The following is an 18,469-nucleotide window of genomic DNA, read 5'->3' on the forward strand; positions in this document are numbered from 1 at the left end:
CGGCGTACCGGATGGTCAGTCCCTGTGGCGTACCGGATGGTCAGTTCTTGTGGTGGTGACGGCCGTCGGCCGCCCGCTGGGCCAGGGCGTAGCCCATCTGGAGGAAGTCGGAGGCCGCGACGGCGGTCAGGGCGGTGGCCACCAGCCGGGTCAGCCGGGGCGCCAGGACCAGGCCGCCGGTGAGCCCGGTCGCCACCCAGACGGCCAGGCAGAACGGGCAGCTCAGCAGCTCGCCGATGGCGTGCCGGGTGGGGCTGCCCGTGTCCCGGACCTGCTCCATCACCTCGCCGCTGCCGATCGGGTGGTCGTAGCGGGTGAACGGGGCGCGCAGCGGGCTGGTGACCGCGTCTTTGGACAGCAGCCGGCTGAGCTTGTGGGTGGCGACGGCGAGCAGCACCACGTCGGCGGTGGCGGGCCGCTCCGGCACGGGCCGGCCTGTCACCCGGACCAGGCCGGCGATCGTGGCGGTCACGCCCGCGTACGTGCCCATCGCGGCGAGGTAGCCGCCCAGCGGGCGGTGCTCGTGCGGCGCGTACGCCTGGCGCAGCCGCGCCACCTTCTGCTTCAGGCGGCTCTCGCTCAACCCGATCTCCTCATCGTCTGCCCGGCGCGGCTCGGCCCGAGGGTCCGTACGCCTGAAGGTCCGTGCGCCACAGGGGCCCGCCGCTCAGCCGGCGGTCAGGTTGTCGGCCACCTCGCGGGCGAGGTTGGCCAGGGCCTCGTCGGCGAGCCCGGGTTTCGCCCCGCCGGCGGCACCGGCGAGGTCGAGGAGCACCCGGGCACCCCCGGCGTCGGCCGACTCGACCCGGATCTCGGCCGACCAGCCGGGCGCGGAGTCGCTGTGCCACCGCGCCCGCAGGTCCCCCGCGTCGACCTCGGGACGGTTGTCGCCGTCGGCCCGCAGTGGCTCCGGCAGCCAGGCGGCGACGCGGTCCGGGTCGGTCGCCGTGTTGAACACCACCTCGGGCGGCGCGGACATGCCGCGCTCCGCGCGTGCGGCCATCACTCGTCCCGCAGCCGGGCGGGGTCGATCTCCCGCCCGGGGTGCCGGGCCAGGTACTCGGTCTCCAGCTCGGCCGTGCGGCGCAGGTGGTTGGCGAGCGCCGAGTCCGACGCGTGCCGCAGCGTGTCGAGCCGGGTACGGTGCAGGCTGTGCATCTCGCGGATCAGGTCGTCGTCGGCGAGCTCCGCGGGGTCGATCCCGGGCTCGCCGTCGGTGGACAGGTCCCGGAAGTGGTCCCCGTCCCATTCGGGCATCCGCTGTTCCGGGCTAACGTCCATCGGGCCGGTGGTCCGCCGTAGTGACTCGGTCATCGTCGCCCCCTCGTCTCGGCTGGGCTGGCGTCTAGATGGATGCCCACCCCGGCCCCGGGCAAACCCTCCGAACTACGACGCCGCGTCGGAGAGCGCCCCGCCGCCCGGTACCCTCGATGCCATGAAACGGCTCTGGACACCGGCGTGGATCGCCCGCCACGTGGCCATGGTCGTGCTGGTCGTCGGCTTCCTCGGGCTGGGCTGGTGGCAGATCAACCGGGCCGCCGAGGGCAACGCGCTGAGCTGGGGGTACGCGGTCGAGTGGCCGATCTTCGCGGCGTTCGTGCTCTTCGTCTGGTGGCGTGAGCTGCGGCACGCCCTGCGGTCCGCGCCCGGCGGCGAGCCGGCGGAGCCGACCCCGGCCGACCGGGTAGGGGCGGGCGTGCCGGCCCCGCCGTCCGTCAACCCCACGGGGGTACGCCGACCCGTGCGGGTGTCCCGGGCGCCGGTGCCGGTCGACGGCGCGGAGGACGACGACCTGGTCGCCTACAACCGCTACCTGGCATGGTTGAACGCCAATCCGGGCGCCCGGCCCGGTGACTACCCCGGCTGAGGCCGATTCGCGACTACCCGGCGCAGGCCGGTTCGGAAGGACGGACAAGGTGGGCGGAGCCCTTACCCGGTACCGGGTGATCGCCTGGATCGTGGGCGTGGCGCTGGTCGTGCTGGTTCTGGTCGGCATGCCCCTGAAGTACGGATTCGACGAGCCGACCGTGGTGGCGGTCGTCGGCACCGCGCACGGTTGGCTCTACATGCTCTACCTGGCGGCGACGTTCGACCTGTCCCGCCGGGCGGACTGGCCCCTGAAGCGGATGCTGCTGGTGATGCTCGCCGGTACCGTCCCGTTCGTGTCCTTCTACGCCGAGCGGCGGGTCAGCGGCTGGCTCGCCCCGGAGGCCACCCCGGCCGTGGAGCCGGTCGCCGGCTGAGCCCCGGAGCGGGTCGCCGGCCGAGCCCCGGAGCCGGTGTCCGGCCGAGCCCCGGAGCCGGTGTCCGGCCGAGCCCCGTCGCCCAGGGTCAACGGTCGGGGTGCCAGAACGGCTGCTCGGCGGCGGCCGGGGCCGGACCCCAGCCGCCGTGGCGCACGCCCTCGCGGGCCCGGCGCACGGCGCGGCTGACCTGGCCGAACTGTCGCTCGTCGTCGCTGCTGAACAGCAGTACCTGCGCGCCCCGGTGCCAGCCCCACAGCTCGTACGGTGGCGGGCGCCAGCGGTCGCCGGCCACGGCGAGCAGCACCGGCAGCAGGGCGACCGCGCCGAACGCCAGGTACGCCCCGGCGGTGAGCCGTTGCAGCCCGCCGGTGAAGCCGAGCAGCAGCCCCACCCCGGTGATCATGAGAGCGGTCACCGCCACGGCCCGGGTGGCGAGCCGGTCGTGCGGGCCCCGGGTGGCGTGCAGGTGGGTCAGGTCGGCGATTTCCCAGGTGGTGCGGCCGACGGTGAACCGGTCCGCCGTGACGACGATGCCGGGTCGGGCGTAGAGCAGGACGGGGGCCGCGGGGGTCACCCTGGGTGACCGGCGCGGGCGGGTCGAGGAACCTTCTCGGGTCGCGGTGCCATTCCGGGTCGCGGTGCCTTCTCGGGTCACGGCTGTCTCCCACGGCTGAGGCGCCGGGCGCGGTTCCCGTAACACCGATAAACAGGCAGCGGGATTCCCGGCTTCGGCACCATTCTGTTACCGCAAGGCCAGCCCGGAGCGCCCTTTTCCGGCGTGTTCTCCCGGCCCGGTGGCCGTGCCGCGCCAGCTAGAGACCGACGAGTCCGGCATGTCGTGACATCGCGCCGGAACCCTCGGCGACATCCGTCCAGAACGACGAAACCGGCCTACCACGCGAAAGCACCCCTGGGAGCGAATCGGTCCAACCGATCGCGCTATCGCCATCACCATACGTGACCAACTCTCGTGACCCATCCGACCGTTTCGACACTTTCGCCCCTGCTTCAACTGCGGGCAACTTCCGTCCCGCGATAGGTTGAGCGGGCCGGACCGGTCGACCGCCGTCCACCCGGACAGCCCCGGGCCGGTGCCGTCGCGGCGTCCGCAAGGTCGCGACGGCCAGTGGGAGAGGAGCCCTCCGCTCTTGTCGTCCCTCAGGAATTCGCTGCGCGCACTGGTGACGGCCGGCCTCGCGGCCGTACTGATCGCCCCGGCGTCGGTGGCTCGGGCCGAGCCGACCCCCGCCGAGCTGACGCGGCGGATTGAGAAGTCCTCGACCGAGCTGGAACGGGTCGTCGAGTCCTACAACAAGCTGACCGAGGACATCAAGGCGAACAAGGCCGCCGCGGCGAAGCTCGCCGCGCGGATCGGCCCGCTGGAGGCGCAGACCGCGCAGAGCCGGGCCGACGTCGGCTCGATCGCCGTCACCGCGTACAAGTCGGGCCGGCTGGACACCGCCAACGCGCTGCTGAGCCCGGGCGGGCCGAGCAACCTGCTGGACCGGCTCGACACCCTCGACCAGCTCAGCCGGCAGCGCCAGCAGCGGATCGCCAGCTACACCGAGAACCAGCGCCTGCTGCTCGACCAGAAGAGGCGGCTGGACGCCACGCTGACGAAGCAGGGCGCGCAGGCCAAGCAGCTCGCCGCCGGTCGTAAGCGGATCGAGAAGGACCTGGCCGAGCTGTACGAGATGCGCCGGCAGGCGTACGGGCGGGCCACCGAGCCGTCCACGCCGAAGGCGCGCTCGGGCGCGAAGTCCGGCGAGAAGGCCCCGGCCGTCTCGGGCCGGGCCGGCACGGCGGTCCGGTACGCGTACGGCGCCCTCGGCAAGCCCTACGTCTGGGCCGCCGACGGCCCCGACGGATACGACTGCTCCGGCCTCACCTCCGCCGCCTGGCGGGCGGCCGGCAAGTCGTTGCCGCACAACACGAGGATGCAGTGGGGCGTGGTCAGCCACATCAGCCGCAGCGAGCTGCGCCCGGGCGACCTCGTCTTCTACAGCAACCTGGGCCACGTGGCCATCTACGTCGGCAGCGGCCAGGTGATCCACGCGCCGACGTTCGGCCGCAACGTGGAGAAGCGGGACGTCGACCTGATGAGGCCCTACGGGTACGGCCGGGTCCGCTGACCGTCTCGCGACACGACGGCGAACGGCCGGCGCCCCCCTATCGGACGCCGGCCGTTCGCCGTCATTGCTACCAGCTCAGGCGGCCTGTAGCCCCTCGGCCCGGGCCAGCTCGCGCAGCCGCCCCAGGGCCTGGATCTCCAGCTGCCGGATCCGCTCCCGCGACAGCGAGAACCGCGACGCGACCTCGGTCAGCGAGTGCTCCCGCCCGTCCTCAAGGCCGTAGCGGGCCCGCATGATGCCAGCCGACCGGTCGTCGAGGTGGTTGAGCAGACCCTCGATGCGCTGCCGCTCCAGGCCGGTGAGGACGATGTCCTCCGGCGACGGGGCGTCGCTGTCGGCCACCAGGTCGCCGAGGTTGGTGTCGCCGTCGTCGCCGACCGGCGTGTCCAGCGACACGGTGTCCTGCGACCAGCGGACCAGCTCGTTGACCCGCTCGACGGTGACGCCGAGTGCCGCCGCGATCTGCTCCGGCTCCGGGTCGCTGCCCAGTTCACGGGTGAGCTGCCGGGCCGCGTTGCGCATCCGGTTGACGTCCTCCACCAGGTGCACCGGCAGCCGCACGGTGCGCTCCTGCTGGGCGATCGCCCGGCTGATCGCCTGGCGGATCCACCAGGTCGCGTAGGTGGAGAACTTGAACCCGCGCTCGTAGTCGAACTTCTCGACCGCCCGGACCAGGCCGGTGTTGCCCTCCTGGATCAGGTCGAGCATGGGCATGCCCGAGCGCACGTAGCGCCGGGCGATGGAGACGACCAGCCGCAGGTTGGCGCGGATGAAGAGATCCTTCGCCCGCTCCCCCTCGGCGGCCACCCGCTCCAGGTCGTCCCGGTCGACACCGGCGGGAACGCGGTCCGTCTCGAGCAGGTGCTCGGCGTACAGCCCAGCCTCGATCGACTTGGAGAGGTCGACCTCGGTGGCGGCGTCCAGCAGTGGCGTCCGGGAGATCTCGTGAAGGTAGACTCCGACCAGGTCGCGCTCCTCGGCCACCTCGTCGGTTCGCATGCCGATGTTCTTGTCCACGTTGCCCACGGTCCCCTCGCTCGCGCCGGTCGCCCGGTTCCTTGCCATCCCCACGTCCATCAGCCCTCCCCCGTAACTTCCGCTGTGCCCTCCGGCGCTGACCTGACACCTGCACAACAGTTGAGACGCGTCGGGGATTCCATGTCGTGAGTCGAAAGTGTCACGAATGCCTGAGTAGTAGCTGAGAGCCCGGTCCATGTTTGCTGTCAGCACCCCGAAAGTGGCTCGCCGTTGGCGTCACGGACGGGTCGGCGGATCGACGGAACGTGTCCACCCGTAGGCATGGCACCATCGCCACCCCGGGGCGCACAGCGACCCGCGTCACCGCCGCGCTGCGATCCTGGTCACGGGCTGATACGCGCTGGCGGACCGGTCGGTTCATTCACGGATGCGGAATACCCTCGCCCCGGTTGAACAATCCGAGCCGTGTGGTAAGTCCCACTGCGGGCCAGAGGTGACCATCGTCACCGGCCGCGCCGCCGCCCGTGGCGGCACGCGGCGTCGGCGCTCGCCCGGGTGAGGTGCCGCGACGCTCAGGAGGCGAGCAGGTCGAGTGCGCCCCGGACCTGGTCGTCGGCGCGGGCCAGGGCGGCCCGGGCGGCGGGGACCTCGGCGCCGGAGACGAGCGACACCAGGGCGGTCTTGAGGTCGCCGTCGGCCTCGCGCAGGGCCCGCCGGCAGCCCTCCTCGGCGCAGCCGGTGGCCTCCATCAGGATCGAGATCATCCGGCCGCGCAGCTTGGCGTTGGTCGCCACCATGTCGATCATGAGGTTCGAATAGACCCGGCCCAGCCGCACCATGACGGCCGTGGAGAACGTGTTGAGCACCAGCTTCTGTGCCGTGCCCGCCTTCATCCGGGTCGACCCGGTCACCACCTCGGGGCCGGTGTCCACCCCGATGAAGACGTCCACCGCCCCGGCGGCCTCGGCCTCCGGGTTGGCGCAGAGCAGCACGGTCGAGGCCCCCTGGGCCCGGGACGCGGCGAGCGCCCCGAGAACGTACGGGGTGCGCCCGCTGGCGGCCAGCCCGACGACGAGGTCGCCCGCGCCGACGCAGTCGGCGGCCTCGGCCGCCCCGCCCCGGTGGTCGTCCTCGGCGTCCTCCACGGCCCGCCACATCGCGTCCCGGCCGCCGGCCAGGTGGGCGCAGAACCAGTGCCGGGGCGAGTTGAAGGTGGGGGCCAGCTCGGCGGCGTCCAGCACCCCGAGGCGACCGGAGGTCCCCGCGCCGAAGTAGTGCACCCGGTGCCCGCCGCACAGCGCGGCGACCGCGAGGTCGACGGTGACCGCGATCTCGTCGAGAACCGCCGCGACGGCGGCCGGCACCCGCCGGTCCGCCTCGTTGATGACGGTGAGCACCTCCCGGGTGGACATCAGGTCGAGGTCGACGCTGAGCGGGTTGCGCCGCTCGGTGGGCGCGCCGACCCGGATCACCGGGCGGGCGGGGACCGCCGCGACCTCGCCGGGCTCGACGCGCCCGGCCGTCATCCCCGCCTCCGGCCGGGGCCGACCCGGCGGGCCCGCACAGCGTCGGCGGTGACCTCCAGCGCCCTGCGGGCGCGCGCGCGGTTGCGGGCGGCCACGCCGACGAAGAGACAGTCGATCACGGTGAGCTGGGCCAGCCGGCTGGCCATCGCGCCCGAGCGGTACGTGGTCTCCCGGGCCGCCGTGGTCAGCACGAAGTCGGCGACGTCGGTGATCGGCGAGCGGGGGAAGTTGGTCAGTGCCACCGTGCCGGCGCCCCGGGACCGGGCCTGCTCCAGCACCTCGATCACGTCGGACGTGGTGCCGCTGTGCGAGATGCCCACGGCGATGTCGCCCTTGCCGAGCAGCGCGGCCGAGGTGAGGGCGGTGTGCACGTCCGGGAAGTAGAACGCCATGCGGCCGATGCGGTGCAGCTTCTGCTGGAAGTCCGAGGCGACGAAGCCGCTGGCTCCCGCGCCGTAGACCTCGATCCGACCGGCGCCGACGATCGCCTCGACGACCTGCTCGCAGACGGCCGGGTCGAGCTGCTCGGCCGTCTCCTCGACGGCCCGCGCGTCGTTGAACGCGATGGTGGCGATGATCTGAGCCAGGTCCGCGCCGGGCGGGATGTCGCCGCCGACCACCCGGGCGTCCGGTGGCTCGACCCGGCGGGCGGCCTCGGCGGCGAGTCGGATCCGCAGCTGCGGATAGCCGTCCATGCCGACCGAGCGGCAGAACCGGATGACGGTCGCCTCGGATGTCTCGGCGGCGGTGGCGAGGTCCGTGATGGTGCGCCGGGCAGCGTCCGCCGGGTCGGAGACCACCAACCGGGCCACCCGCTGCTCGGCGGGCGACAGCGAGGGAAGCAGGCCGCTGATGTGGACGATCAGCCCACCCGGCTCGTGACTCGCGGAAATCTTCGGACTCTTCACCACGGATGAAACTTACTTTCACGGAGCGCAAGCGTCAACCGTGTCTCCACGGATCGGGAAAAGTACTCCGGACGTTCATGAGTGTTGCGGCAAGAGTGCCATTTCCGCAGCGCTCGGCACCTCCCCCGCAGGGCCCGGCCCCCACGCCGTACGGGGTTGGGGCCCGCCGTCCGGCCCCTTCGACAGAACCTCCTGGCCCTCGGGAGCCCGTACCACCGGTGCCCGGCGCCGGCGACGGGCCGGGCCCGTCGCCGGCGTGGGCGGGCCCGGCCTACGGCAGGGTCGGACCCGCCACGAGCAGCCCCGGCCCCAGGTCCGCGTCGTCGGCGGCGGGGTCCGTCCCGGGCGCGGTCGCCGCCTCGGCCGGCACGGTCGCCTCGGCGCCCACGGTCCCCCCGGCCGGCAGCCACGCGGCCAGGTGGGCCCGGATCTGCCGGGACACCTCCTCGGGCGGGCTGCCGGCGTCGACGACGACGAAGCTGGGGAACTCGGGCAGCGTGCGGTACGCCGTGTCGGCGGCGCTCAGCCAGCCCATCGTCTCGTGATCGGTGCCGCGCCGCTCGATCCGCCGGTACGCCTCTGCCGGGTCCACCGCGAGCAGGAAGGTGACCTGTGGCGGCGGGAAGATCCGGTACCCGGCGCGGGCCAGCCGCTCCCAGCGCTGCCCGCCGTGCGCCCGGATGCTGGCGTACTGGCACGCCGAGTAGCGGTCCATGACGGCCGTCCGGCCGGTGACGAGGCAGCTCACCAGCGCCACCGCGATCGCCAGCCAGCGCAGCACGGACTCCACGGCGAGCAGTCCGCTCCGGCCGACCAGCCGCTCGGCGTCCGGGCGGCCGAGCCGCTGGGCGATCCGGCCGAGCCAGCGGCGGCCACCGGCGTTGCGATGGTACGTCGCTGGGCGACCGGCGGCGGTGAGCGCCTCCGCGAGGTAGTGGGCCTGCGTCGTCTTGCCCGAGCCGTCGATGCCGATCAGGGCGACGGCGCGCAGTCGGGCCCCGCCCCGCTGGTCCCGCAGTGATCTGGCCACCTTCCCCAGACTATCGGACCCGCGCTCACCTCCGAAACTTTGCCCCTTATCACCTGGTTCGCACCCCGAGGGGCGACGCTCAGGTGTGGCCGACCGGAATGCCGGGTACGCAAATCGAATCCGCCTGTCCACGACCACGACCGACGGGAGGGCCACATGGCCGAGCGCGGGGACGAGACCCTGGTACACACGTTGAAGAAGGTCGCCGCCGTGCTCAAACAGTCCGAAATCCCGTTCGCCCTCGGCGGCAGCTTCGCGGTGTACGCCCACGGCGGGCACTCCAGCGAGCACGACGTCGACTTCCTCATCCGGGGTGAAGACGTGGACCGGGCGCTGGCGGCGCTCGTCGCGGCGGGTTTCGACGCCGAGCGCCCGCCCGAGGACTGGCTGGTGAAGGTCTACGACGACGGCCGGATGGTGGACCTGATCCACCGCCCGATCGAGACTCCCGTCACCGACGAGACGTTCGCCGACACGATCGACCGCCCGGTCGATGCGATCCACATGCCGGTGCTGTCCGCGTCCCAGCTCATGGTGCACAAGCTGCTGAGCTTCTCCCAGCACTACTGCGACTTCGCCCGGGCGCTGCCGCTGGCCCGGTCCCTGCGCGAACAGATCGACTGGGAACGGGTACGCAAGGAGACGCAGCACTCGCCGTACGCCGAGGCGTTCCTGGTGCTGCTCGACCGGTTGGACGTGGTGCCGTACGCCGGCGCCACCAGGGAGAAGGAGACCGCGTGAGCGAGCACCGTGACAGGGCCGCCGGGACCCCCGCCGTCACCGCCGGCCGCCCCGACGAGTACGTGGAGGCCGAGATCCACCGGCTGCTGGCCGAGGATCCGGCCGTCGCCGAGCAGGGGATCACCGTGGTCCGCCGGGAGCGCGGCCTGGTCCTCTACGGCGAGGTGGAGAGCCCGCACCGGCGCGAGGAGATCCTGCGCCGGGTGGCCGAGCGTTTCCCCGACGTGCCGGTCACCAGCGACATCGGGGTGATCCGCACGCAGGCGCCCACCGAAGTCGAACAGTTGCCATGAGGGAGGTCGAAAGGTGATCCGGATCGCCGCGGTGGGCGACGTGCACCTGGACGAAGACGTGGTGGGCCGATTCCGGCCCGCCCTGGACGAACTGCCCGACTGCGCCGACGTGCTGCTGCTCGCGGGCGACCTGACCCGGCACGGCACCGAGGCCGAGGCGCGCTGCGTGGCGCGGGAGTTCGGCGGGCTGGGGGTGCCGGTGGTGACGGTGCTCGGCAACCACGACCACCAGTGCGACCAGGTGCCGCAGGTGGTCAAGGTGCTGGAGGAGGCCGGCATTCGGGTGCTGGAGGGCGAGGGGATCGTGCTGGAGTTCCCCACCGGGCGGCTCGGCGTGGCCGGGGTGAAGGGCTTCGGCGGCGGCTTCGCCGGCCGGTGCGCCAGCGACTTCGGCGAGCCGGAGATGAAGGCGTTCGTCCGGACCACGAACGAGAGCGCGGACGCGCTGGGCGCGGCCCTGCGAGGGCTCGACTGCGACCTGCTGGTGGCGCTGACCCACTACTCCCCCGTGCCGGACACCCTGGCCGGCGAGCCGCTGGAGATCTACCCGTTCCTCGGGTCGTACCAGCTCGGGCAGGCCATCGACTCGGCACCGACCGCGCTGGCCCTGCACGGGCACGCCCACGCCGGCAGCGAGCGGGGCACCACCCCGGGCGGGGTGCGGGTCCGCAACGTGGCCCACCCGGTGATCAAGCAGGCGTACAGCATCTTCCACCTCGGAGATCATCTGGACGCCGGGCAGGTTTCCCGGATCGGTCACTCGGGTACTCAGCAACCATGGAGCTGATTCTCTGGATTCTCGCAGTCGTACTCGTGGTCGCCGGTATTCTCGCGCTGTTCCGCCGGCAGATCCTGTGGGGCATCGTCCTCATCGTGGTCGGCCTGTTGGTCGGCCCGGGTGGGGTCAGCATCTTCAACAATTGATGCCTGACCTCGTAACCACCACCGACCCGCTGGGGTCGTCGTGACCGGAGCTTCGTCCTCCCAGACAGGAGCCATCGGGCAGGACGACCCCAGCGTTCTGCCACCCGGGCGGGTTGCCCGGCGCCGGCCGCCGGGCACCTGCGTCACATGACGATTTCGGACAACCTCCGGCGGACGACCGGGTCGCCGGCCCGGTCTGGAGCTGCTCTGAGCGCTGATTCCGATCGCCGGCTGGCTGGTATGGCGGCGGCCGGCCTTCGGCCTACGAGCGCCGGTCAGCAGCGCGGGACGTTCGGGATGTAACCGTCGTGGCCGGTGTACACGTACGCGTCGGCGATGTACCGGCCGCTGCCGATGCGGTCCCAGATCGAGCTGGTGCCGTACGTGCCGGTGACCGTGGTGCCGCTGGTCTGGCAGTAGATCGTCACCTTCGTCCCGTCCGCGACCGTGCCGACCGAGGAGTACCCGGTGCCCGGGCCGGAGCGCACGGTCAGCGCGGTGCCGCTGGTGTTGACCGTGCCGGAGCCGGTGCTCGACGAGCAGTTGTTGTCGCTGGTGTAGGTCTTGGTACCCCAGTACAGCGCCAACGCCCCGTTGAAGCGGACCTGGATGTCGTTGCCGTTGAGCCGCTGCTCGTAGTGCAGGTGCGGGCCGGTGGAGCCGCCGGTGCTGCCCACCCAGCCGATCACCTTGCCATAGCCGACGCTCTGACCGACCGAGACGTTGAAGCCGTTGAGGTGGGCGTAGTAGGTGCTGTAGCCGCCGCCGTGGTCGATCCGGACGTACTTGCCGTAGCTGGTGTCGCCGAGATCGGTCACCCGGTCGACCGTGCCGGGCGCGCTGGCCACCACCGGGTCGCCCTGGTCGTCGGTCCGGTTGAAGTCGATGGCGTACGCCGGGCTGTGGTCGGAGCGGGTCTGACCGGACCAGGACTGGCCGCAGGGGAACGGGACCTTGAAGGTCGGGGCGGCCAGGGCCGGGTTCGCCGGCACCAGGGCCGCCGCGATCAGCACGCCGACCGCCGCGAGGCTGAACAATCGCTTACGCATCCAGCACCTCCGATGTCGATATTCTTCGATCGATTGCTCTCAGCGTGACAGAATCTTGCAGCCGCCGAAAGGGGGTGGTTGGCGACCCGAACACCCCTGTCGATGGGAGCGCGCCCAGTAGGGGTGAGCTGGTTTCGGGATTGTTACTCGTCCGTGTCCGACCTGGGGTGGACGCACTTGAATGCAAGCGCTTACATGTGGTGACGCCCATCGGACCGGCGCGGAATTGAGCACGACCGCGCCGGCAAGGAAGGAGAACGGCATGGCGGTCTTTGCCAGACCACGCCAGGCTCTCGCGGTCGCCGGCGTACTGGGGCTGGCGCTCAGCGTCACTGCCTGTGGCACCGGCGACGACAAGAGCAGCGACAAGGCGGACTCCGCAGAGTGTGCCGCGTACGAGAAGTACCAGGGCAACGACGGCAAGAAGGTCACGATCTACTCGTCGATCCGGGACATCGAGGCCGACCGCCTCGACGAGTCCTGGAAGCAGTTCGAGGACTGCACGGGCATCGACATCGACCACGAGGGCAGCGGCGAGTTCGAGGCCCAGCTCGGTGTCCGGGTCGACGGCGGCAACGCGCCCGACCTCGCCTTCATCCCGCAGCCGGGTCTGCTCAAGCGGTTCGTCGACGCGGGCAAGCTCAAGCCGGTCAGTGCCGACACCAAGGCGATGGCCGAGCAGAACTACTCGGCCGACTGGCTGAAGTACAGCACCGTGAACGGTCAGTTCTACGGCGCCCCGCTCGGCTCGAACGTCAAGTCCTTCGTCTGGTACTCGCCGAAGACGTTCAAGGAGAAGGGCTGGACCGTCCCCACCACCTGGGACGAGCTCATCGCCCTGAGCGACAAGGTCGCGGCGAGCGGCACCAAGCCGTGGTGCGCCGGCATCGAGTCCGGTGACGCCACCGGTTGGCCGGCCACCGACTGGATCGAGGACGTCATGCTCCGGACCGCCGGTCCGGAGGTCTACGACCAGTGGACCACCCACGGCATCCCGTTCAACGACCCGAAGGTCGCCGAGGCCCTCGACAAGGCCGGCACCATCCTCAAGAACGAGAAGTACGTCAACGGCGGCTTCGGCGGCGTGAAGAGCATCGCCACCACCTCCTTCCAGGAGGCGGGCACGCCGATCACCACCGGCAAGTGCGCCCTGCACCGCCAGGCGTCCTTCTACGCCAACCAGTGGCCGCCGGGCACCAAGGTGGCCGAGGACGGCGACGTCTTCGCGTTCTACTTCCCGGCGATCGACCCGGCCAAGGGCAAGCCGGTGCTGGGCGGCGGCGAGTTCGTCGCGGCCTTCGCCGACCGTCCCGAGGTCCAGGCCGTGCAGACCTACCTGGCCTCCGGCGAGTACGCCAACAGCCGCGCCAAGATCGGCGACTGGGTGTCTGCGAACAACAAGCTCGACCCGGCGAACGTGCCGAACCCGGTCGACAAGCTCTCCGTGCAGATCCTGCAGGACCAGAAGACCGTCTTCCGGTTCGACGGTTCCGACCTGATGCCGGCCGCGGTCGGCGCCGGGACCTTCTGGAAGGGCATGGTCGAGTGGGTCAACGGCAAGGACACCGCCACGGTGCTCCAGGGCATCGAGAGCAGCTGGCCGAAGTGATCTGAGTCGGTGGTCCGGCCCGCACGCGGGCCGGACCACCGCCTGATCCGAACCCGAGGGAGGGTTGATGGAGTTCGACTTCGCCGCAGAGCAGCCGAAGCTCCTCATGCTGATGTACGGGCTGATCGCGTTCGTCGTGGTCGTCGGGGGCCTACTGCTGCTCCTCGACGCCGTGCCGTCCTGGTTCGCCCGACGCCGCGAGGCACAGCTGGTCGCCGCTTCGGCGAGCGGGGCTCCGCTGCCCCGGCACCGCAAGCCGCAGGAGGGGATGTTCGCGTTCTTCTTCCTGCTGCCGGCGGTGCTGCTGCTCCTCGTCGGCCTGGTCGTCCCGGCCATCCGCACCACGCTGCTGTCGTTCATGGACGGCGGCAGCCGGAACTGGGTGGGCCTGCGCAACTACACCTGGATGTTCTCCGACGACTCGATCGTCCGGGTGCTGATCAACACGCTCATCTGGGTGCTGCTGGTGCCACTGGTGGCCACGGCGTTCGGCCTGATCTACTCGGTCCTGGTGGACAAGGCCCGGTTCGAGTCGGTGGCCAAGTCGCTGATCTTCATGCCGATGGCGATCTCGTTCGTCGGCGCGGCGATCATCTGGAAGTTCGTCTACGCCTACCGGGGCGACGGGCAGGAGCAGATCGGCCTGCTCAACCAGATCGTGGTCAGCCTCGGCGGCGAGCCGAGGCAGTGGCTGCTGGACTCGCCGCTGAACACCCTGCTGCTGATCGTGATCATGGTGTGGATCCAGGCCGGCTTCGCCATGGTGGTGCTCTCCGCCGCGATCAAGGCCATCCCGGCCGACATCGTCGAGGCCGCCCGGCTGGACGGGGTCAGCCCGTGGCAGATGTTCTGGCAGATCACCATGCCGAGCATCCGGCCCGCGCTGGTCGTCGTGGTGGTGACGTTGTCGATCGCCACGCTGAAGGTCTTCGACATCGTCCGGACCGGGACCAACGGCAACTACGACACCAGCGTCATCGCGAACGAGATGTACAACCAGGCGTTCCGGTACGGCGAGAACGGGCAGGGCTCGGCGCTGGCGGTCTTCCTGTTCGTCCTGGTGATCCCACTCGTGATCTACCAGATCCGCAACCTGCGTCAGCAGCGGGAGGGCTGAGATGACCACCACGACGCCCACGCTTCCCGCGGGGGCCCAGGCCACCGGGAAGACCTCCACCGCCGCCGGGCGGGTGCGCAAGCGGCTGAACAGCCGCACCGCGACCCTGGCCTCGATCGTCATCGCGGTGCTGTGGACGATCCCCACCTTCGGCCTGCTCGTCTCCTCGTTCCGGCCGGAGAACCAGATCAAGACCACCGGCTGGTGGACGTTCTTCGGCGACCCGCAGTTCACCCTGGAGAACTACCAGGAGGTGCTGTTCGGCCGCTCCTCGTCCTCGGGACAGTTGGCCAGCTACTTCATCAACTCCCTGGCGATCACCATTCCGTCGGTGCTGTTCCCGCTCGCGTTCGCGTCGCTCGCGGCGTACGCGCTGGCGTGGATCAACTTCCGGGGCCGGGACTGGGTCTACATCGCGATCTTCGCGCTGCAGATCGTCCCGCTCCAGATGGCCCTGGTGCCGCTGCTGAAGTTCTTCTCCACCGGGGTCAGCCTCGGCGGGGTGCCCCTGATGCCCGCCTGGGACCTGGTCGACGAGCAGAAGTTCGCCCAGGTGTGGTTCGCGCACACCTGCTTCGCGCTCCCGTTCGCCGTCTTCCTGCTGCACAACTTCATCTCGCAGCTACCCAAGGACCTGATGGAGGCGGCCCGGGTCGACGGGGCCACCCACCCCAAGATCTTCCGCACCATCGTCCTGCCGCTGATCACCCCGGCCATCGCGGCCTTCGGCATCTTCCAGTTCCTCTGGGTCTGGAACGACCTGCTGGTCGCGCTGATCTTCGCCGGAGGCGGCAACGAGACCGCCCCGCTCACGGTCCGGCTGGCCGAGATGGCCGGCAGCCGGGGCAACGAGTGGCAGCGGCTGACCGCCGGCGCGTTCGTCTCGATCGTCGTACCGCTGGTCGTGTTCCTGTCGCTCCAGCGGTACTTCGTGCGCGGCCTGCTCGCCGGCAGCGTCAAGGGCTGACGCTCGCGACCGCCGCCGCCCGCGTCCCCGGGCGGCGGCGGTCCGGGTGCCGGAGCGGGGTGAACATGACCAAGATCGATGATGTCGCCCGCCTGGCCGGGGTCTCCACCGCCACCGTCTCGCGGGCCCTGCGTGGCCTGCCGACCGTCTCCGCCGCCACCCGCCACCGCGTCCTCGCCGCCGCCGAGCAACTCCAGTACGCGGTCTCGCCGAGCGCGTCACGGCTGGCCGGTGGACGGACCGCCACCGTGGCGGTGATCGTGCCCCGGATCACCCGCTGGTTCTTCGCCACCGTGGTCGAGGCCGTCGAGGAAACCCTGCACGAGTCCGGCTACGACCTGCTGCTGTACAACCTCGGCGGCCGGGAACACACCCGCCAGCGGGTGCTGCGCACCGCCAACCTGCACAAGCGGGTGGACGCCGTGATGCTGGTCGCCACCCCGCTGCGCCGGGCCGAACTGGCCGCGCTCACCGTGCTGGACCTGCCCGGCGTGACCATCAGCTCCGGCAGCGGGGTGCCCGGCTGGCCCTGCGTACGCATCGACGACGTGGCCGCCGCGCGGACCGCCACCCGGCACCTGCTCGACCTGGGCCACCGCCGGATCGCGCACATCTCCGGCGACCCGGACGACGAGCTGGCCTTCACCACCCACCTGGACCGACGCCGGGGCTACCGGGAGGCGCTGCGGTCCGCGGGCATCGAACCCGACCCGAGCCTGGACGTCGAGTCGCAGTTTTCCATCGACGGCGGCGAGCAGGCCACCGCCGAGCTGCTCGCCCGGGGCGAGCCACCGACGGCCATCTTCGCCGCGTGCGACGAGATGGCCATGGGCGCGATGAGCGCGGTGCGTGACGCCGGACTACGGGTCCCGCAGGACGTCAGCGTCATCGGCATCGACGACCACGACCTGTCCCGGGTGCTCGGGCTGAGCACGATCGCCCAGCCTGCGACGGAACAGGGCCGCCTCGCCGCCCGCATCCTGCTCGACCCGCTCGGCGGGCGGGACCTCCCCCCGCTGGGCGGGCAGATCGTCCCCCGCCCGCGCGGCACCGGCCCCGCCGAGCCGTCCGCCGCGCCCGTGATCCTGCCCACCCGGCTCGTGGTACGGGACTCGACCGCCCCGCCCCGGGCAGACTGAACAAATCCGTTCGCCCGCCCCGGTCAGACCAGACGGATTCGTCCGAGTGCCGGCTGGGAAACAGGACCGGGACGGCTTCGACACACGGGAGAAGGCTCTGAACACCGACGCGACCCCCCAGGAACAGTCCGCCGGCCCCGCCACCGCCTGGTGGACCGAGGCCGTGATCTACCAGATCTACCCGCGCTCGTTCGCCGACTCGAACGGCGACGGCATCGGGGACCTGCCGGGCATCACCGCCCGGCTCGACCACTTCGTCGAGCTGGGCGTGGACGCCGTCTGGCTGTCGCCGTTCTACCCGTCGCCGCAGGCCGACGCCGGGTACGACGTGGCGGACTACCGCGACGTGGACCCGCTCTTCGGGCGGCTCCCCGACGCCGACCGGCTGATCACCGAGGCACACGCCCGGGGGCTGCGGGTCATCGTCGACCTGGTGCCCAACCACACGTCGTCGGCGCACCGCTGGTTCGTCGCGGCCCTCGCCGCCGCACCGGACAGCCCCGAGCGCGCCCGGTACGTCTTCCGCGACGGCCTCGGGCCCGGCGGCGACCAGCCGCCGAACGACTGGACCAGCGTCTTCGGCGGCCCGGCGTGGACCCGGGTCACCGATCCCGACGGCCGCCCCGGCCAGTGGTACCTGCACCTGTTCGACACCGGGCAGCCCGACCTGAACTGGGACAACCAGGAGGTCCGCGCCGAGTTCCTGGGCGTGCTGCGGTTCTGGCTGGACCGGGGCGTCGACGGCTTCCGGGTGGACGTGGCGCACGGCCTGATCAAGCAGGCCGACCTGGCGAACTGGCAGGAGCCGCAGGAGATCCTCTCCGGCAGCGAGGTCGACAAGCCGCGCCCGCCGATGTGGGACCAGGACGGCGTCCACGAGGTATACCGGGACTGGCGCAGCCTGCTCGACACCTACGACGGCCAGCGGATCCTGGTCGCCGAGGCCTGGGTGGAGCCGGCCGAGCGGCTGGCCCGCTACGTGCGGCCCGACGAGATGCACCAGGCGTTCAACTTCGAGTACCTCCAGGCGTCCTGGACCGCCCCCGCCCAGTACGCGGTGATCACCCGATCGCTGGAGGCCACCGACGCCGTCGGCGCGCCCACGACCTGGGTGCTGTCCAATCACGACGTGGTCCGGCACGCCTCCCGGCTGGGCCTGCCCGTCGGCACCCCCCGCCCGAACGGCATCGGCATCGGCGACCCCCAGCCGGACGCCGCGCTGGGCCTGCGGCGGGCCCGGGCGGCCACCCTGCTGATGCTGGCCCTGCCCGGCTCGGCCTACCTCTACCAGGGCGAGGAGCTGGGCCTGCCGGAGCACATGACGCTCCCCGACGAGGTGCGGCAGGACCCGACCTGGGAGCGCAGCGGGCACACCGAGCGCGGCCGGGACGGCTGCCGGGTGCCGATCCCGTGGGAGGCCGACGCGCCGTCGTACGGGTTCGGGCCGACCGACGCCAGCTGGCTGCCCCAGCCCCCGCTGTGGGCCGAGTACGCCCTCGACCGGCAGCGCGGGGTGCCCGGCTCGACGTACGAGCTGTACCGGACCGCGCTGCGGCTGCGCCGCGAGCACGGGCTCGGCCGGGGCACCCTGTACTGGCTCTCCTCCGGCGACGAGGTGCTGAGCTTCCGCAACGGCGACGTCACGGTGCTGACGAACTTCGGCCAGGCGCCGGTGCCCCTGCCGGCCGGGGCGGAGTTGCTGCACGCCAGTGCCCCACTGCCCGACGACGGCACGGTCGGGCAGGACCTCACCGTCTGGTTCCGCACCGCCTGACGGTGGGTGAGAGGGGGCCCCTTCTCTACCCCAGGC

General features: G+C 71.6%; 21 protein-coding genes. 12 read left to right on the forward strand and 9 right to left on the reverse strand.

The window, feature by feature from the left end; translation table 11 throughout:
• Positions 1-40 precede the first annotated feature (40 nt).
• From MCAG_RS08815 to MCAG_RS08825, 3 genes are all read right to left on the reverse strand, one after another.
• Positions 41-583 (reverse strand): DUF1360 domain-containing protein, encoded by a 543-nt coding sequence (locus MCAG_RS08815; RefSeq protein ID WP_036372884.1) that lies wholly within the window; start codon positions 581-583, stop codon positions 41-43.
• Positions 584-667: 84 nt separating this feature from the next.
• Entirely contained in the window at positions 668-1,003 is a 336-nt protein-coding gene (locus tag MCAG_RS08820) for a hypothetical protein (protein WP_007072617.1), read from the reverse strand.
• A complete protein-coding gene (locus MCAG_RS08825) occupies positions 1,003-1,314 on the reverse strand; it encodes a DUF6158 family protein (protein WP_007072618.1) in 312 nt (103 codons plus the stop codon). Before MCAG_RS08825 ends, MCAG_RS08820 begins: the two co-directional genes overlap by 1 nt.
• A 121-nt stretch (positions 1,315-1,435) precedes the next feature.
• Between MCAG_RS08825 and MCAG_RS08830 the strand changes: the two genes are divergently transcribed.
• Together MCAG_RS08830 and MCAG_RS08835 are read left to right on the forward strand one after the other, a co-directional pair.
• Positions 1,436-1,867, forward strand: coding sequence for a hypothetical protein (locus MCAG_RS08830; RefSeq protein WP_007072619.1), 432 nt, complete (start codon positions 1,436-1,438; stop codon positions 1,865-1,867).
• A gap of 49 nt (positions 1,868-1,916) precedes the next feature.
• Positions 1,917-2,243, forward strand: coding sequence for a DUF3817 domain-containing protein (locus tag MCAG_RS08835; protein ID WP_007072620.1), 327 nt, complete (start codon positions 1,917-1,919; stop codon positions 2,241-2,243).
• A gap of 88 nt (positions 2,244-2,331) precedes the next feature.
• On the opposite strand, the gene MCAG_RS08840 is transcribed toward MCAG_RS08835, so the two are convergent.
• The gene (locus MCAG_RS08840; protein ID WP_232290114.1) at positions 2,332-2,820 is read right to left on the reverse strand and encodes a DUF6232 family protein; all 489 of its coding nucleotides are present in this window, start codon (positions 2,818-2,820) and stop codon (positions 2,332-2,334) included.
• A 574-nt stretch (positions 2,821-3,394) separates the two neighbouring features.
• Between MCAG_RS08840 and MCAG_RS08845 the strand changes: the two genes are divergently transcribed.
• Positions 3,395-4,378: an NlpC/P60 family protein gene (locus tag MCAG_RS08845; protein WP_036372887.1), complete on the forward strand. Its 984-nt coding sequence runs from the start codon at positions 3,395-3,397 to the stop codon at positions 4,376-4,378.
• Between the two features lie 75 nt (positions 4,379-4,453).
• On the opposite strand, the gene MCAG_RS08850 is transcribed toward MCAG_RS08845, so the two are convergent.
• The 4 genes from MCAG_RS08850 to MCAG_RS08865 all read right to left on the reverse strand — a co-directional run bounded on the left by MCAG_RS08850 (position 4,454) and on the right by MCAG_RS08865 (position 8,820).
• Entirely contained in the window at positions 4,454-5,443 is a 990-nt protein-coding gene (locus MCAG_RS08850) for an RNA polymerase sigma factor RpoD/SigA (protein ID WP_198141524.1), read from the reverse strand.
• A 485-nt stretch (positions 5,444-5,928) separates the two neighbouring features.
• On the reverse strand, positions 5,929-6,882 hold the full coding sequence (murQ, locus tag MCAG_RS08855; RefSeq protein WP_050777914.1) for an N-acetylmuramic acid 6-phosphate etherase: 954 nt from the start codon (positions 6,880-6,882) through the stop codon (positions 5,929-5,931).
• Positions 6,879-7,793, reverse strand: coding sequence for a MurR/RpiR family transcriptional regulator (locus MCAG_RS08860; protein ID WP_007072625.1), 915 nt, complete (start codon positions 7,791-7,793; stop codon positions 6,879-6,881). Before MCAG_RS08860 ends, murQ begins: the two co-directional genes overlap by 4 nt.
• Before the next feature lie 268 nt (positions 7,794-8,061).
• On the reverse strand, positions 8,062-8,820 hold the full coding sequence (locus MCAG_RS08865) for a dTMP kinase (protein ID WP_198141525.1): 759 nt from the start codon (positions 8,818-8,820) through the stop codon (positions 8,062-8,064).
• A 39-nt stretch (positions 8,821-8,859) separates the two neighbouring features.
• Between MCAG_RS08865 and MCAG_RS08870 the strand changes: the two genes are divergently transcribed.
• Genes MCAG_RS08870 through MCAG_RS33540 form a run of 4 tightly spaced genes read left to right on the forward strand, consistent with a single transcriptional unit; the run spans position 8,860 to position 10,778 of the window.
• Positions 8,860-9,561: a nucleotidyltransferase family protein gene (locus MCAG_RS08870; RefSeq protein WP_255348982.1), complete on the forward strand. Its 702-nt coding sequence runs from the start codon at positions 8,860-8,862 to the stop codon at positions 9,559-9,561.
• Complete coding sequence (locus tag MCAG_RS08875; RefSeq protein WP_007072628.1) at positions 9,558-9,854, forward strand: hypothetical protein; 297 nt, start codon at positions 9,558-9,560, stop codon at positions 9,852-9,854. The genes MCAG_RS08870 and MCAG_RS08875 overlap by 4 nt, the downstream gene beginning before the upstream one ends.
• Positions 9,855-9,867: 13 nt before the next feature.
• Complete coding sequence (locus tag MCAG_RS08880; protein WP_007072629.1) at positions 9,868-10,641, forward strand: metallophosphoesterase; 774 nt, start codon at positions 9,868-9,870, stop codon at positions 10,639-10,641.
• The gene (locus MCAG_RS33540; RefSeq protein ID WP_165949678.1) at positions 10,632-10,778 is read left to right on the forward strand and encodes a GPGG-motif small membrane protein; all 147 of its coding nucleotides are present in this window, start codon (positions 10,632-10,634) and stop codon (positions 10,776-10,778) included. The genes MCAG_RS08880 and MCAG_RS33540 overlap by 10 nt, the downstream gene beginning before the upstream one ends.
• Positions 10,779-11,053: 275 nt before the next feature.
• Here MCAG_RS33540 and MCAG_RS08885 read toward each other — a convergent pair whose 3' ends face one another.
• Positions 11,054-11,827: a M23 family metallopeptidase gene (locus MCAG_RS08885; RefSeq protein WP_007072630.1), complete on the reverse strand. Its 774-nt coding sequence runs from the start codon at positions 11,825-11,827 to the stop codon at positions 11,054-11,056.
• Positions 11,828-12,089: 262 nt separating this feature from the next.
• On the opposite strand from MCAG_RS08885, the gene MCAG_RS08890 reads away from it, so the two are divergent.
• The 5 genes from MCAG_RS08890 to MCAG_RS08910 all read left to right on the forward strand — a co-directional run bounded on the left by MCAG_RS08890 (position 12,090) and on the right by MCAG_RS08910 (position 18,433).
• Entirely contained in the window at positions 12,090-13,436 is a 1,347-nt protein-coding gene (locus MCAG_RS08890; protein WP_007072631.1) for an ABC transporter substrate-binding protein, read from the forward strand.
• A gap of 67 nt (positions 13,437-13,503) precedes the next feature.
• A complete protein-coding gene (locus MCAG_RS08895; RefSeq protein ID WP_007072632.1) occupies positions 13,504-14,553 on the forward strand; it encodes a carbohydrate ABC transporter permease in 1,050 nt (349 codons plus the stop codon).
• Position 14,554: 1 nt separating this feature from the next.
• Entirely contained in the window at positions 14,555-15,520 is a 966-nt protein-coding gene (locus tag MCAG_RS08900) for a carbohydrate ABC transporter permease (RefSeq protein ID WP_007072633.1), read from the forward strand.
• Positions 15,521-15,585: 65 nt separating this feature from the next.
• A complete protein-coding gene (locus MCAG_RS08905) occupies positions 15,586-16,659 on the forward strand; it encodes a LacI family DNA-binding transcriptional regulator (protein WP_007072634.1) in 1,074 nt (357 codons plus the stop codon).
• Positions 16,660-16,756: 97 nt separating this feature from the next.
• Complete coding sequence (locus MCAG_RS08910; RefSeq protein WP_007072635.1) at positions 16,757-18,433, forward strand: glycoside hydrolase family 13 protein; 1,677 nt, start codon at positions 16,757-16,759, stop codon at positions 18,431-18,433.
• Positions 18,434-18,469: the final 36 nt, after the last annotated feature.

The organism is Micromonospora sp. ATCC 39149, assembly GCF_000158815.1.
Lineage (GTDB): Bacteria > Actinomycetota > Actinomycetes > Mycobacteriales > Micromonosporaceae > Micromonospora.

What these genes read in the sequence shown, in the direction of transcription:
- MCAG_RS08820 (WP_007072617.1), bottom strand. Translation starts at nt 1,003, where the DNA reads ATGGCCGCACGCGCGGAGCGCGGCATGTCCGCGCCGCCCGAGGTGGTG.
- MCAG_RS08825 (WP_007072618.1), bottom strand. Translation starts at nt 1,314, where the DNA reads ATGACCGAGTCACTACGGCGGACCACCGGCCCGATGGACGTTAGCCCG.
- MCAG_RS08830 (WP_007072619.1), top strand. Translation starts at nt 1,436, where the DNA reads ATGAAACGGCTCTGGACACCGGCGTGGATCGCCCGCCACGTGGCCATG.
- MCAG_RS08850 (WP_198141524.1), bottom strand. Translation starts at nt 5,443, where the DNA reads ATGGCAAGGAACCGGGCGACCGGCGCGAGCGAGGGGACCGTGGGCAAC.
- murQ (WP_050777914.1), bottom strand. Translation starts at nt 6,882, where the DNA reads ATGACGGCCGGGCGCGTCGAGCCCGGCGAGGTCGCGGCGGTCCCCGCC.
- MCAG_RS33540 (WP_165949678.1), top strand. Translation starts at nt 10,632, where the DNA reads ATGGAGCTGATTCTCTGGATTCTCGCAGTCGTACTCGTGGTCGCCGGT.
- MCAG_RS08885 (WP_007072630.1), bottom strand. Translation starts at nt 11,827, where the DNA reads ATGCGTAAGCGATTGTTCAGCCTCGCGGCGGTCGGCGTGCTGATCGCG.
- MCAG_RS08890 (WP_007072631.1), top strand. Translation starts at nt 12,090, where the DNA reads ATGGCGGTCTTTGCCAGACCACGCCAGGCTCTCGCGGTCGCCGGCGTA.
- MCAG_RS08895 (WP_007072632.1), top strand. Translation starts at nt 13,504, where the DNA reads ATGGAGTTCGACTTCGCCGCAGAGCAGCCGAAGCTCCTCATGCTGATG.
- MCAG_RS08900 (WP_007072633.1), top strand. Translation starts at nt 14,555, where the DNA reads ATGACCACCACGACGCCCACGCTTCCCGCGGGGGCCCAGGCCACCGGG.
- MCAG_RS08905 (WP_007072634.1), top strand. Translation starts at nt 15,586, where the DNA reads ATGACCAAGATCGATGATGTCGCCCGCCTGGCCGGGGTCTCCACCGCC.